Annotated in this window: 15 protein-coding genes; 7 read left to right on the top strand and 8 right to left on the bottom strand. The window is 64.2% G+C overall.

The features are described 5' to 3' along the window. Position 1: 1 nt before the first annotated feature. The gene (locus tag NTA49_RS00955) at positions 2-874 is read left to right on the top strand and encodes a dimethyl sulfoxide reductase anchor subunit family protein (RefSeq protein WP_258292771.1); all 873 of its coding nucleotides are present in this window, start codon (positions 2-4) and stop codon (positions 872-874) included. Positions 875-928: 54 nt separating this feature from the next. On the opposite strand, the gene dapA is transcribed toward NTA49_RS00955, so the two are convergent. Continuing rightward, a complete protein-coding gene (gene dapA / locus NTA49_RS00960; protein WP_258292772.1) occupies positions 929-1,801 on the bottom strand; it encodes a 4-hydroxy-tetrahydrodipicolinate synthase in 873 nt (290 codons plus the stop codon). Between the two features lie 126 nt (positions 1,802-1,927). On the opposite strand from dapA, the gene NTA49_RS00965 reads away from it, so the two are divergent. Further along, positions 1,928-3,901: a lytic transglycosylase domain-containing protein gene (locus NTA49_RS00965; RefSeq protein ID WP_258292773.1), complete on the top strand. Its 1,974-nt coding sequence runs from the start codon at positions 1,928-1,930 to the stop codon at positions 3,899-3,901. Here the strand turns inward: NTA49_RS00965 and NTA49_RS00970 are convergent. After that, positions 3,866-4,735 carry a DMT family transporter gene (locus tag NTA49_RS00970; RefSeq protein WP_258292774.1) on the bottom strand — a complete coding sequence of 290 codons (870 nt, stop codon included), beginning with the start codon at positions 4,733-4,735 and terminating at the stop codon, positions 3,866-3,868. The two genes, NTA49_RS00965 and NTA49_RS00970, sit on opposite strands and share 36 nt — an antisense overlap. Beyond that, positions 4,732-5,391: a tRNA (5-methylaminomethyl-2-thiouridine)(34)-methyltransferase MnmD gene (gene mnmD, locus NTA49_RS00975; RefSeq protein WP_258292775.1), complete on the bottom strand. Its 660-nt coding sequence runs from the start codon at positions 5,389-5,391 to the stop codon at positions 4,732-4,734. The genes NTA49_RS00970 and mnmD overlap by 4 nt, the downstream gene beginning before the upstream one ends. A gap of 57 nt (positions 5,392-5,448) precedes the next feature. Here mnmD and NTA49_RS00980 point away from each other — a divergent pair, with 57 nt between their 5' ends. Beyond that, positions 5,449-6,474, top strand: a complete 1,026-nt coding sequence (locus NTA49_RS00980; protein ID WP_258292776.1) for an NAD(P)/FAD-dependent oxidoreductase — start codon at positions 5,449-5,451, stop codon at positions 6,472-6,474. On the opposite strand, the gene NTA49_RS00985 is transcribed toward NTA49_RS00980, so the two are convergent. Next, positions 6,466-7,212: a hypothetical protein gene (locus tag NTA49_RS00985; RefSeq protein ID WP_258292777.1), complete on the bottom strand. Its 747-nt coding sequence runs from the start codon at positions 7,210-7,212 to the stop codon at positions 6,466-6,468. The two genes, NTA49_RS00980 and NTA49_RS00985, sit on opposite strands and share 9 nt — an antisense overlap. A gap of 68 nt (positions 7,213-7,280) precedes the next feature. Here NTA49_RS00985 and NTA49_RS00990 point away from each other — a divergent pair, with 68 nt between their 5' ends. Next, the gene (locus NTA49_RS00990) at positions 7,281-7,682 is read left to right on the top strand and encodes a VOC family protein (RefSeq protein ID WP_258292778.1); all 402 of its coding nucleotides are present in this window, start codon (positions 7,281-7,283) and stop codon (positions 7,680-7,682) included. Positions 7,683-7,691: 9 nt separating this feature from the next. On the opposite strand, the gene NTA49_RS00995 is transcribed toward NTA49_RS00990, so the two are convergent. The 4 genes from NTA49_RS00995 to NTA49_RS01010 all read right to left on the bottom strand — a co-directional run bounded on the left by NTA49_RS00995 (position 7,692) and on the right by NTA49_RS01010 (position 10,756). Continuing rightward, positions 7,692-8,234, bottom strand: a complete 543-nt coding sequence (locus NTA49_RS00995; RefSeq protein ID WP_258292779.1) for an NADPH-dependent FMN reductase — start codon at positions 8,232-8,234, stop codon at positions 7,692-7,694. 110 nt (positions 8,235-8,344) lie between these two features. Continuing rightward, positions 8,345-9,013, bottom strand: coding sequence for an OmpA family protein (locus NTA49_RS01000; RefSeq protein ID WP_258292780.1), 669 nt, complete (start codon positions 9,011-9,013; stop codon positions 8,345-8,347). A gap of 165 nt (positions 9,014-9,178) precedes the next feature. Further along, on the bottom strand, positions 9,179-10,033 hold the full coding sequence (locus NTA49_RS01005) for a methylated-DNA--[protein]-cysteine S-methyltransferase (RefSeq protein WP_258292781.1): 855 nt from the start codon (positions 10,031-10,033) through the stop codon (positions 9,179-9,181). 51 nt (positions 10,034-10,084) lie between these two features. Then, on the bottom strand, positions 10,085-10,756 hold the full coding sequence (locus NTA49_RS01010; RefSeq protein WP_258292782.1) for a Hint domain-containing protein: 672 nt from the start codon (positions 10,754-10,756) through the stop codon (positions 10,085-10,087). Positions 10,757-10,908: 152 nt separating this feature from the next. Here NTA49_RS01010 and nth point away from each other — a divergent pair, with 152 nt between their 5' ends. The 3 genes from nth to NTA49_RS01025 are packed head-to-tail and all read left to right on the top strand — an operon-like array spanning position 10,909 to position 13,135. Beyond that, positions 10,909-11,553 (top strand): endonuclease III, encoded by a 645-nt coding sequence (gene nth / locus NTA49_RS01015; RefSeq protein WP_258292783.1) that lies wholly within the window; start codon positions 10,909-10,911, stop codon positions 11,551-11,553. Beyond that, the gene (locus NTA49_RS01020) at positions 11,550-12,539 is read left to right on the top strand and encodes an adenosine kinase (RefSeq protein ID WP_258292784.1); all 990 of its coding nucleotides are present in this window, start codon (positions 11,550-11,552) and stop codon (positions 12,537-12,539) included. The genes nth and NTA49_RS01020 overlap by 4 nt, the downstream gene beginning before the upstream one ends. Next, positions 12,539-13,135, top strand: a complete 597-nt coding sequence (locus NTA49_RS01025) for a GNAT family N-acetyltransferase (protein ID WP_258292785.1) — start codon at positions 12,539-12,541, stop codon at positions 13,133-13,135. The genes NTA49_RS01020 and NTA49_RS01025 overlap by 1 nt, the downstream gene beginning before the upstream one ends. The last annotated feature ends 3 nt before the right edge of the window (positions 13,136-13,138 follow it).

Consider the following 13,138-nt stretch of genomic DNA (forward strand, 5'->3'; position numbering starts at 1 on the left):
GATGCACCCGGCGCCTTCCGTCATCATCTTCACCACGTTTTCAGGCCTTGGCTTTGGCCTGCTGGCATGGCTGGGACTGGGATTTCCAGACGTCACCGGATGGTCGGCCTTTGCCTTTTTCACCATCGCCTATGTCTGTGCCGTGGGCGGGCTGATGGCGTCCGCCTTTCACCTTGGCCGCCCCGAACGCGCACTCAAGGCGTTCACCCAGTGGCGGACAAGTTGGCTGAGCCGCGAGGCCGTCACATCTGTCGCGGCGCTGCTGGTGATGGGCGTCTATGCCATCGGCACGATCTTTTTCGACAAGGCCCTGCCGCTGGTCGGGGTCATCGGTGCTGCGCTATCGCTGCTGACGGTCTTCACCACCTCGATGATCTACGCACAACTCAAGACCGTGCCGCGCTGGCACACGGCCCTGACGCCGGTGATGTTTCTGGCGCTGGCCATTGCGGGCGGTGCACTGCTGGCCGGAGAGGTGACCACCGCCGCCGTGTTGCTGGCATTGGCGGGCGTCGTGGTGATGGCGACGTGGCTACACGGCGATGGCGCCTTTGCACGATCAGGCACGACGCTGGCCACCGCCACGGGCCTGGGCTCCATCGGGACGCCCCGCGCGTTCGAGCCGCCGCACACCGGCACCAACTATCTGCTGCGTGAATTCGTGTTCGTCGTGGGCCGCAAGCACGGGACCAAGCTGCGGATCATCGCCTTTACCCTCGCCATAGCTCTGCCCGTGATCCTGCTGCTGGTCCCCTTTTCGCATTGGCTGGCTGCGGTTGCCGTCCTGAGCCACGTTGCGGGCGTTCTGGTCACCCGCTGGCTGTTCTTTGCGCAGGCCGAGCATGTGGTAGGGCTGTACTACGGCAAACGGTAAAGGGGCCGCGGATCGCAGCCCCTTTCAGGTAAAACCAGACGTTTTGTGCAATACTTACAACAGGCCCGCGTGTGCCAGCGCCTTGTCGACCAGCGCCCGCGTGGATTCGGTCAGCGGCACGTGCGGCAGGCGCACTTCGGCGCTGCACAGACCCAGACGCGACATCGCGTATTTCACCCCGACCAGACCCGGTTCGGTAAAGATCGCCTTGTGCAGCGGCATCAGTTTGTCCTGCAACGCCAAAGCCTTGGCATAGTCACCTGCAGCACAGGCGGCCTGCACATCAGCGCAGAGCTTCGGTGCGACGTTCGCGGTGACCGAGATGCAGCCGACGCCGCCCTGGGCGTTGAAGCCATGCGCGGTGCCGTCCTCGCCCGACAGCTGGATGAAATCCGGCCCGCACATCATCCGCTGGTCGTTGACCCGTTGCAGATCGCCGGTGGCATCCTTGACACCTACGATCCGCTCCATCTTGGCCAGTTCCGCCATCGTCGCATTCGAGATGTCCACGACGGACCGGCCCGGAATGTTGTACACAATGATCGGTAATTTGCACGCATCGTGAACGGCGGCGAAATGGGCGATCACGCCCGCCTGTGTCGGCTTGTTGTAATAGGGCGTCACCACCAGCACCGCGTCGGCACCCGCAGCTTCGGCGTGGCGGGCCAGACGCACGGATTCGACCGTATTGTTCGACCCGGCACCCGCAATCACCTTGATCCGGCCGGCGGCGGCCTTGACCACCTCCTCGACGACCTTGTCGTGTTCGCCATGCGACAGTGTCGGGCTTTCGCCGGTCGTGCCCACGGGCACCAGCCCCGAAGAACCCTGTTCGATCTGCCAATCCACCAGCTTCTTGAGCGTGTCCAGATCCAGTGCGCCGTCCTGGAACGGCGTGACGAGTGCGGGCATGGAACCCTTGAACATATTCACGCTCCTTTTTTCAGTGTCATGGCCGAATTTGGCCGGATTTCATGACCCTGCCGCAGACGTGAGTTGCAGAGCCGCGCCAAGATCATATGTTGGAACGCACTAGCCTTGCCACGACAGGAAATGCAAGTGATCACCCGCCTCGCAGTCCTTGTGCTGTGCCTTTTTGCCACCACCGCAACCGCTCAGCCAGAGCGCCCGCGCCCCCTGGGCTGGGCGATGGATGCGATGCGTGCGGGCAACTGGGAAACTGCCGAACGGCTGGCCGCACGCGACGGTCTGGTGGCGGCGGACGTGATCGAATGGCACCGCCTGCGCGCGGGGCGCGGCACCTACACCGAATACATGGATTTCCGCAATCGCCGCTTTGACTGGCCCGGCATGGACTATCTGCGCCGCCGTGGTGAAGAGGCCGCAGTGGCCGCAGGCCCCGCCGCCGTGCGCGCCTATTTCGCCGAGGCCGAACCGCAAACACCGCGCGGAATTCTGGCCTATGCCGATGCCAAGGCCGAGCAGGGGCAGACCGGCGAAGCGCAAGCGAGCGTGGTTTTGGCCTGGCACAGGATGCCGATGGACGCGGACGAGCAGGCGCAGTTCCTGTCCAGACACGGCGACCTGTTGCGCCCCCACCACGAGGCGCGTGCCGATACGATGCTGTGGCTGGGCGAGCGGACCGAGGCCCGACGTATGCGCCCGCTTCTGGATGCCGGTCACCAGGCCTTGCTGGACGCGCGGATCGCATTGGCCAACCTTGACAGCGATGTAGACGCAAAGATTGCAGCCGTTCCCGCTGCACTGAGTTCCTACGCGGGCCTGCAACACGCCCGTTTCGAATGGCGCATCCGCAAGGAGCGGACGGACGACGCCAAGGCGTTGCTCCTCGAACGCTCGACCAGCGCCGCCGCCCTGGGGCGGCCCGATGCATGGTCGAACCGCCGCCGCGCGCTGGCGCGGGACGAGATGCGCGATGGCGATGCCAATCGTGCCTACCTGCTGGCCGCGCAGCATTTCCTGACGACCGGCTCTGACTATGCCGATCTGGAGTGGATCGCGGGCTATGTCGCCCTGCGCAAGCTTGATGATCCCGCGACCGCGTTGACACACTTCCTGAACCATCGGCGGGCGGTTGAAAGCCCGATCTCGCGCGGGCGCGCAGGATACTGGACCGGCCTCGCTTACGAGGCGCTGGGGGATATGGCGGCGGCGGATCAGGCCTTTGCCGACGGCGCGCAATTCCAGACGTCGTTCTATGGCATCCTGGCTGCGGAAAGGGCGGATCTGCCGTTCGATGTGGGCCTTGCGCCACAGGACGCGGCACCTGACTGGCGCACCAGTCCGCTGATCCATGCGCCACTGTTCGAGGCCGGGATGCTGCTGCAAGCCTCGGGCGAGCGCAGCGTGGCCGAACGGTTCTGGACCCATCTGGCCGACCAGTTGGACGAAAAGCAGGCGGCGCAACTGGGCCAGGCCGCGATTGACACGGGCGAGCCGCATCTGGCGGTGATGATCGGCAAAAGCGTGGCCTATCGCGGCATCACGCTGGCCGAGCCATACTACCCGCTGCACCCGTTGGTGGATCAGGATCTGGCCATCGCGCCGGAAATGGCGCTGTCGATCGCGCGGCGCGAATCCGAGTTCGACCCCATCGTGCAATCGGGTGTTGGCGCGCGCGGGCTGATGCAGTTGATGCCCGCCACCGCACAGGAGGTCGCCGCCGGTCTGGGCCGAAGTGGCGAACATTCGACCGCGCGGCTGACCGCCGATCCGGTCTATAACGCCGAACTGGGTGCTACATTCCTGTCGACGCTTGCGGGCCGGTTCGATGGCAACGTGGTTATGATGTCGGCGGCTTACAACGCGGGCCCCTCGCGGCCGATCCGCTGGATGGACATCTATGGCGATCCGCGCACCGGTGCTGTCGATATCGTCGACTGGATCGAACACATCCCCTTCCGCGAGACCCGAAACTACGTGATGCGGGTGACCGAAAGCCTGCCTGTCTACCGCGCGCGGCTGGGCAAGGAGGCACTGCCGATCCCGTTCAGTGAAGAGCTGACCGGCTCAACCCTGCTGTCGTTCGCGCCAAAGGGTGAATAGCCCCGCAGCAACCACGATGCCCGCGCCCGTGGCCACATTCCACGCGATCACTTCGCCGAAGACGCTGACGCCGATCATCGAGCCAAAGACCAGTTGCAGATAGGCGAATGGCTGAACCGCGCTGGCCTCGGCTACCTCATAGACGCGGATCAGCAGCCAGTGCCCGAACGCGCCGGTCACGCACAGGGTCGCCATCCAGGCCCAGTCGGTCGGCATCATCGGCTCCCAGAACCAAATGCCCACGGCGGTCATCGCCACCGCACCGGCCACGCCGGTCCAGAAAAAGCTGGTAGCGGACGTGTCCTTGCGCGCGGCAAAGCGCGTCAGCAGCGCATAGAGCGCGAACATCATCGCCGCAAGCAGTGGGATCACCGCTGCCGGTTTGAACACACCGATGCCCGGTTGCAGAATGATCAGAACGCCCACAAACCCCACGCCGATCGCGGCCCACCGTCGCCAACCAACGCTTTCGCCCAGGATCGGACCGCTGAGGGCTGCGACCAGCAACGGATAGCAGGTGAAGACTGCCAGGCTTTCGACCAGCCCCAGGATGGTGAACGCCAGCACCATTACGCAGATCTCTGCCGCCAGCAGCAGGCCGCGAAACGCTTGCACCAGCGTCTGTTCAGACCGTGCCGCCGCGCGGATGCCGCCCGCGCGGGCGCGCGCGATGGCCACGACGAAGGCCGCGAAGAACCAATAGCGGACCATCACCACCATCAGCACGTTGTATTCCGAGGCCAGATGCCGCGAGATGCCATCCTGCATTGCAAAGACGAAAGTGGTCAACACCATCAGGCCGATGCCCAGCCGGGTGTTGTTGCCTGCGCTCATCTTCTGGTGCCCACGGTCATATGGCGCTTGCGGCCATAGCCGGAAATACGGCGCACGTCGAAGCCCGCCGCCTCCAGTCCGCGCCGCACGAAGCCAGCAGCGGTGTAGGTCGCGAAAGTTCCGAGCGTGTGCGTATGGTCAGCGACGGCTTGCATCAGTTGTTCATCCCAAAGCTCGGGGTTCTTCGCGGGCGAAAACCCGTCGAGATACCACGCATCCGCAGCGCCCTGCCACGCCGGCAGCGTTTCGCGCGCATCGCCCGCGATCACATCCAGCACCGCATCGCCGAAATCAAAACGCCCGCCACGCCCGTTCCAGACCGCGACCAGATCGTCCCCGACTCCAAATGCCCCAAGGGCCCGCGCCATCTCGTCCACCGACATCGGATAGGCCTCGAAGCTGGTAAAGTGTAGAACGCCCGAGACACCGGATGCCCGCCACGCGGCCAGCGTCACCACGAAATTCAGCCCGGTGCCGAAGCCCAATTCGCCCACATGGAACCCGTCACAGAATCGCTCGGGCAAGCCATTGCCCGTAAGGAACACGTGCCGGGTCTCGTCCAGACCGTTTTCAAGACTGAAATAAGGATCGTCGAACCGGGTGCTGACCGGCACGTCGCCGTCCCGCCATTCCAAGTCTGCGCGCTGGTCCTGCATCCCGTCACCCTGTAAGGATCGTCTCAGCATCCATGGCGAAAGGCTCCTACCTTGGCAATGCCCGACATCACCATCCACGGCGCGGGCATCTTCGGGCTGGCGACCGCCTGGGTCTGCATCCAGAAGGGCGCCACCGTGCGCATCATCGACCCCAACGGGCCCGCCAAGGGTGCGTCGGGGGGCGTGGTCGGCGCGCTTGCGCCGCATGTGCCGGAGAATTGGAACCCAAAAAAGCAGTTTCAGCTAGAGAGCCTGCTGATGGCCGACACCTTCTGGCGCGGGGTATCGGACGCGGGCGGCAGGCATTCGGGCTATGTCCGCTCCGGGCGGCTGCAACCGGTTGCCGACGACCACGCGCTGACGCTGGCACAGGCTCGTGTCGAAACTGCGCGCGAGCTGTGGCGAGGTCAGGCCGAGTGGTCCTTGCGCCCTGCCGCCGGACCGTGGGCACCGCAGAGCCCCACGGGACAGTTGATCTTTGACGATCTCAGCGCGCTTTTGCATCCTGGGCAGGCCTGTACCGCCCTGGTCAGCGCCCTGAACGCACATGGTGTCGAGGTCGAAGCGGATGGCACATCCGACGGCCCGACCCTCTGGGCTACGGGGATCGTCGGGCTGGAAGAGTTGAACAAGACCGCGCCGCGCCCGATGGGCACAGGCGTCAAGGGGCAGGCCGCTCTGCTGCAATACGACATGGCCGGGGCACCGCAGCTTTATGCCGACGGGCTGCACATCATTCCCCACGCGGACGGCACAACGGCGATCGGATCGACTTCGGAAAACGAGTACGACCATCTGCAACCTGACGCGCAACTGGACGACATCATCGCCCGCGCCCGCGCCGCGGTCCCGGCGCTGGAGTATGCGCAAGTCATCCAACGCTGGGCCGGGGTGCGCCCGCGTGCCCGCTCGCGCGCGCCGATGCTGGGGGCATGGCCGGGTCGTCCCGACCATTACATCGCAAACGGTGGTTTCAAGATCGGCTTTGGCATGGCCCCGAAGGTCGCCGAGACGATGGCGGCACTGATCCTCGACGGCGACGATACGATCCCGCAGGGGTTCGAGGTCGCCGCCTCAGCCTGAGGTCGCCAACATACACTGCCTTCCGTCCGGGCCGCGCACCCAAAGATCGCTGCCCTTCCGGCAAATTGCGGCCCGCTCGTGGTGCATCAGCGGCGCTGTCGCCTTGTAGGAAAACCGCTTGACCGCGCCCGCGTCCAGCATCAGCAGCTGCGCCAACAGCGGCCCGTGCACCACCAGCCCGTCGTAGCCCTCGACCTCGCGCGCATAGGGCTGATCGTAATGGATGCGGTGGCCGTTGAACGTCAGCGCCGAATAGCGAAACAGCAGCGTTGCATCGAAATCCACCGCGCGGCAGCTGTCCTCATCTGTGCGCGCCGCTGGAGCCATGGGCTTAGGCGCTGTCGCATCCGCCTCTGCGCGATAGACCAGATCCTGCCATTCGGTCAGGCGCAGCACGCCGCCCTGCGAAATCTCGTGCCGCAGGGTGACGATGCCCAGATCACCCGACCGGCCCACCTTGCGGTCGGCGCGTTCGCAAAACGACTGTTTCTCGGCCCCCGCGCCGAGACGGAGGGGACCATGAAACTCAAGCCTGCCACCGGCCCACATCCGGCGCGGCAATCCCATGTCGGGAATCAGCCCACCAACGCGCGGGTGCCCGTCACGGCCCAGACCATCAGGGGTCACTGGCTCCCAAAAATAGAGGTGGTGAAAGAACGGCGGCAGGGAATCGCCCGCCTGCAAGGTCGCAGCGCCGCCCAACGCCACCTGAAACGCCTGCGCACGAGCCGGGTCCATCACGTCCACTTGCACATGCGCCTCAACTGTTTCACCCTCTGCACACTCACGGTACGAAAGCCAACTTGATGAAACAACCTCAAATAGCCAGCCTCGACCACCTCGTGCTGACCGTCGGCGACCTCGAAGCGACGCTGACGTTTTATTCGGACGTTCTGGGCATGACGGTCGAACGGTTCACCGCGACAGATGGGTCGAAACGCCACGCGCTGAAGTTCGGAACCCAAAAGATCAACGTCCACCGCTGGGGCGCCGAATACGACCCCAAGGCGGCGCACCCCGGCCCCGGTTCGACCGATATGTGCCTGCTGTCCGAGACGCCGCTGGACGACTGGGAACAGCATTTCACGGCCCACAAGGTCGAGATCGAAGAGGGCCCCGTCAGCCGAACCGGCGCCACGGGACCGCTGCAATCGCTTTATATCCGCGATCCCGACGGCAACCTGATCGAGGTCAGCACGCCGGTTTGAGGCAGTGGCCTAGCGGTCGATCTCGGCCCGCAGTTGCTGCATCAGCTGGCTCAGTTCCTTGACGTAGATCTCGCCGGTCAGCTGACCCTGATCGTCGAACTGGTTGGTGCAATTGGCCAAATGTATTTCCGGCCCCTGCAGAATGCGTGGTCGGAACGCGACCATGAAGCTGCGCAGGATCAACTGCGCCCGCTCGCCGCCTGCGCGGCCTGCGGCGGCGGACATGACTGCCACCGGCTTGTCCGCCCAGCAGTTGCCCTCGCAGCGGCTGATCCAGTCCAGCGCATTCTTCAACGCGCCCGACGGGCCCTTGTTGTATTCCGTGGTCGAAATCACCACCGCGTCGGCCTCGGCGATCTGGCGCGCGACGGCCTGGACGTTTTCGGGCACGCCCGTCGCGCTTTCCTCGTCGCCGTCATAGAGCGAAAACCGGATGTCCGCCTCGGCAAAGCTGCAATTGCCGAACAGACGCGCCGCCTCGCGGATCAATTTGCTGTTGCAGGATTCAGCGCGCAACGATCCCGATATCCCAAGTAGTTTCGGCGTGGCCATCTCGGCTCCTTTTTGAACATGTCCCGCCGTAAGGTGTGGCAGCACCCCGCAATGGCAAGAGGGCGCAGCAATGCCGCGCCCTCAAGGTCGTTAACGATTTTGTCAGCCGATCAGGCGTTGGGCAGAATCACGATATCGACGCGGCGGTTCAGCGCCTTGCCGGCCGCGTTGAGGTTCGTGGCAACGGGCTGCGATTCGCCGCGACCAAAGGACTGGATGCGCGAATAGGGCACGCCATTCTGCAACAGCACTTCGGACACCGCAGTGGCGCGGCGTTCGCTCAATTGCTGGTTATAGGCGGCGTCACCATCGCTGTCGGTGTGACCGATCACCTGAACGGTGCTGCCGGGATAGCGCTGCAAGCTGGCGGCGACCGATGCCAGATCACCGCGCAGGGATGGCTGCACGGCAAAGCTGTCGGTGGCGAACAGGATGTCCTGCGGCAACGTCACGATCAGGCGGTCACCGGTGTTGGTGATCTGCACATTATTGTCGAGCGACTGGCGCAGCTCGGCCTCCTGGCGGTCGAGGTTATAGCCGATACCCGCACCGGCGGCACCGCCCAGAACGGCACCGATCAGGGCACCATCGCCCCGGTCGCCGTCATCGCTGACGGCCGCACCCAAAAGCGCACCGGCGACGGCGCCCGAAAGCGCGCCGGTCTTGGTGTTACGTTTGGGGTCGTTGGGGTTTCCGCCCAATTGGCCCGGGGCGGTACAAGCGGTCAGCGCCATGCTGCCCGTCAGGACCGCTGCTAGGGAAAACTTGGAAAACGTCATATTCTACTGCCTTGGTTGGGCCCCGTTCGGGCAGGGCATCATGTGAAGTACGCCTTAGTATATAGCGCTTTAAGTGGGAAAAATAAGGGGTGTGCGCACTCGGCAAAAACCCGCTCGCCTCGGCGCCCTGTGGGCGGCTCGAAACGGGCAGACGCACACTTGTCTTCAAGCCTCTGCGCGGGCCGCTTCATAGGCCAGCATGGCGCGTTTTACCGGCAGGCCCCAGTGATAGCCTCCGAGTCCGCCCGATTTGCGCAGGGCGCGGTGGCAGGGGATCAGCCAGCTGACAGGATTGCGGCCCACGGCTGTGCCCACGGCCCGAACCGCGCGCGGGTTGCCGATGCTCTGCGCGATTTCGGAATAGGTGGTGACATGGCCCGAGGGGACGCGCAGCAACGCCTCCCATACCTTGATCTGAAAGGGTGCGCCGATCAGGTAAAGCGGTGCGGGTTCCGGCCCTGCATCGCTGACCCCGAAGGTGGACATGACCCAAGGGCGCAACTGATCGGGGTCTTCGACGAACTGCGCGGCGGGCCAGCGCGCGATCAGATCGTCCAGCGCTGCCCTCTCGCCGGTTTCTGCGGCAAAGCCCATGCCACAAATGCCTTTCGCCGTGCCCATCACGATGGCGGGGCCAAAGGGACTGGGAAACCAGCCCCAGAATATCGTCAGCCCCGCGCCGCCCTTGGCATAGTCGCCGGGGCTCATCGCTTCCCAGCGCAGGAACAGGTCGTGCAACCGCCCGCCCCCCGACAGCCCCGACGCGTGGGCGGTTTCCAGCGTGGTGAACCGTTCCGCCAGCAGCGCCTTGGCATGGCCCAGCGCCAGGTATTGCTGGTAGCGTTTGGGCGACACGCCCACCCAGCGGCTGAACACCCGTTGGAAATGCGCCGGGCTCATGCCCATTTCACGCGCCAATCCGTCCAGCGTCAGGCTGCTGCCTTTGTCATCCACCAGTTCGATCGCGCGGCGCACGATGTGGTAGTGGTATCGGTCTTCGGTGTCGTTAAGCTGTTCCATACGCCCAATCTAGCGCGCGGATATCACCCCCGCGACCCGAAAGCTGCGCAATCAGTGCCCGGAAAGATCAAGCCGCGTCTGTATCGACCGGCCGCCCAGATCCTGAGCCAGCAGCGCGCGCGCCTCGGTTCGGGTCAGGATCGGGCGTGCCGCCACCATGGCTGTCTTGCCCAGAGCCGCGACCAGGGGATCGTCCTTCTCCGTGTCCATCGCATTCAGGTCGGCCACAAAGAGTGACCCGACCCACATCCCCTCGATGCTCAAGAGCTCGTGCCGTTGCATCAGGATCTGGGTGTAAACGAAAGTCGTGTCACCGGGGCGGCGCAGCGGCATGGGTTCGGCCAGCATGTTTCCGGATACCAACACCTCGCTTGAGCCAAAGTCCAGCTCGGCGCGCGGCGACCGATAGAGCACGAGGGAATTCGGAGAGATGCGCACATGGTGCCCCGGTATCGACGGGCCGAAGGTATCGGGCGGAAGGACCACGGGGCTCAACTCGGAATGGCGGCGCAGATCGGACCGCAACAGGCGGATGCGGTTGATTTGGACTATCGGCTGCGCGCCGTGATCCAGCGTCAGCAACTTGTGCCCCGTGTCGAGCCATTCAATCGGAACCTCGCCCTCGGTCGTATGAAGCATCGTGCCCGGCCCGAAACTGGTCAGCACTGCGGCGCTGCGCAGCACTTCGATACTGTCGTTTCCAGTTGTCTCATCTTTGTCCATGTGTCCCCGGCGCCCCTTCATTGCCTGATTGCCCAACCGATATCGGCCAAAACTTAAAAGGCCCTGATCACCGCACCGCACGATAGGTCGCATTGTCGCTATTTTGCGGTTGCACGCTTGCCCGCAAGCGCCAAAACCCGCATAGGAGTGGCATGGCAAAACAGCTTGATTATCACGCGATCTACCAGATCTTTGACCGTTTCCGTGAGGCGGACCCCGAACCCAAGGGCGAGCTGGATCACACCAACGCCTATACTCTGGTGGTTGCGGTGGCACTCAGCGCGCAGGCCACTGATGCGGGTGTGAACAAGGCGACGAAATCGCTGTTCGCCGTGATCGACACGCCGCAAAAGATGCTGGATCTGGGCCTCGAGGGGCTGACCGAACACATCAAGACCATCGGCCTGTTCCGCCAAAAGGCGAAGAACGTGATGAAACTGAGCCAGATCCTTGTCGATGACTACGGCGGCGAGGTGCCATCGTCCCGCGCCGCCCTGCAATCGTTACCGGGTGTGGGCCGCAAGACCGCCAACGTGGTGCTGAACATGTGGTGGAACTATCCGGCACAGGCCGTCGACACCCATATCTTTCGCGTCGGAAACCGCACCGGCATCTGCCCCGGCAAGACTGTCGACGCGGTCGAGCGCGCCATCGAAGACAACATTCCCGCTGAATTCCAGCAACATGCACATCACTGGCTGATCCTGCACGGACGCTATCACTGCAAGGCCCGCAAGCCGCAGTGCCCGACCTGCATCATCCGCGATCTCTGCCAATTCGAGGACAAGACCCTATGACGCAATACGAACTCGTGGGCATCGGCAACGCCGTTGTCGATGTTATCTCTCATGCCGACGACCAGTTCCTGGGCAATATGGGCATCGAAAAAGGCATCATGCAGTTGATCGAGCGCGAACGCGCCGAGGTTCTCTATGGCGCGATGCAGGACCGTCTGCAGACCCCCGGCGGATCGGTCGCCAACACGGTGGCCGGGGCCGGTGCGCTGGGGATGAAAACCGCCTTTATCGGGCGGGTGAACGACGACACGCTGGGCCGGTTCTATGCCGATGCGATGACCGATGTGGGCACCGATTTCGTCAATGCCCCCGTGGCGGGCGGCGATCTGCCCACCTCGCGGTCGATGATCTTCGTGTCGCCCGACGGCGAGCGTTCGATGAACACCTATCTGGGCATCTCGACCGACCTCGGGCCCGCCGATGTGCCCGATGCTGTCGCGTCGGCTGCGAAAATCATGTTCCTCGAAGGGTATCTTTTCGACAAGGACCACGGCAAGGAAGCGTTCCAGCAAGCCTCACGTCTGACCCGTGCTGCGGGCGGTATTGCGGGCATCGCCATTTCCGATCCCTTCTGCGTGGACCGTCACCGCGCCGATTTCCTGCGGATGATCGGCGAAGAGCTGGACTATGTCATCGGCAACGAGGCCGAGATCAGATCGCTGTTCGAAACCGACGACCTCGAGGCCGCGCTGACCAAAACCGCCGCGATGTGCCGCATCGTCGTGTGCACCCGTTCGGGCGATGGCGTCACCTTGATCCGCGACGGTGAACGCGTCGATGTGCCGGTGACCAAGATCGTGCCGGTCGATGCCACGGGCGCAGGCGACCAGTTTGCTGCCGGGTTCCTCTTTGGTCTGGCCTCGGGCCGCGATCTGGCGACCTGCGGGCGCATGGGCAACGCCTGCGCCGCCGAAGTTATCAGCCATGTTGGCCCCCGTCCCGAAGCGGACATGATGGAGGTGTTCCGCAAGGAAGGTCTGGTCTGATGCTGGCCGACGGACTGCACGACGTCCCTCTAGGCAAGATCGCCACTGTCGTCACCCATCTGGAAATGCGCGCCCGCGCCGACATCTCGGGGCGTGCCGCGCCCGAAGGCTGGACCCTGCGCCGCGTCGAAAACCCGTCACTGGGCTGGTATCGCCGCATCTTTCAGGCCGTGGGCGAAGACTGGCTCTGGTTCTCTCGCCGGGGCCTGTCGGACGATGCACTGGCCGCGATCATCCACAATGACGACGTGGCGATCTGGACCCTGTCCAACGGCGACACCGACGCCGCCCTGCTGGAGCTGGATTTTCGCCAGCGGGGTGAATGCGAACTGGCCTTCTTCGGCGTCACGCCGACGTTGATCGGCACAGGCGCAGGACGATACCTGATGGACGTGGCGATAGATCAGGCATGGTCACGCGATATTACCCGCTTCCACGTCCACACCTGCACGCTCGACAGCCCGCAGGCGCTGGGGTTCTACCGCCGCGCGGGCTTCACCCCGATCCGCCAGCAGATCGAGATCGACGATGACCCGCGCGTGGCCAAGGGCTTTGACCACGAGCTTGCACCGCATGTGCCGCTGCTCTTGCCCTGAGCG

The sequence above is a fragment of the Pseudosulfitobacter koreensis genome (genome assembly GCF_024733015.1).
Lineage (GTDB): Bacteria > Pseudomonadota > Alphaproteobacteria > Rhodobacterales > Rhodobacteraceae > Pseudosulfitobacter > Pseudosulfitobacter koreensis.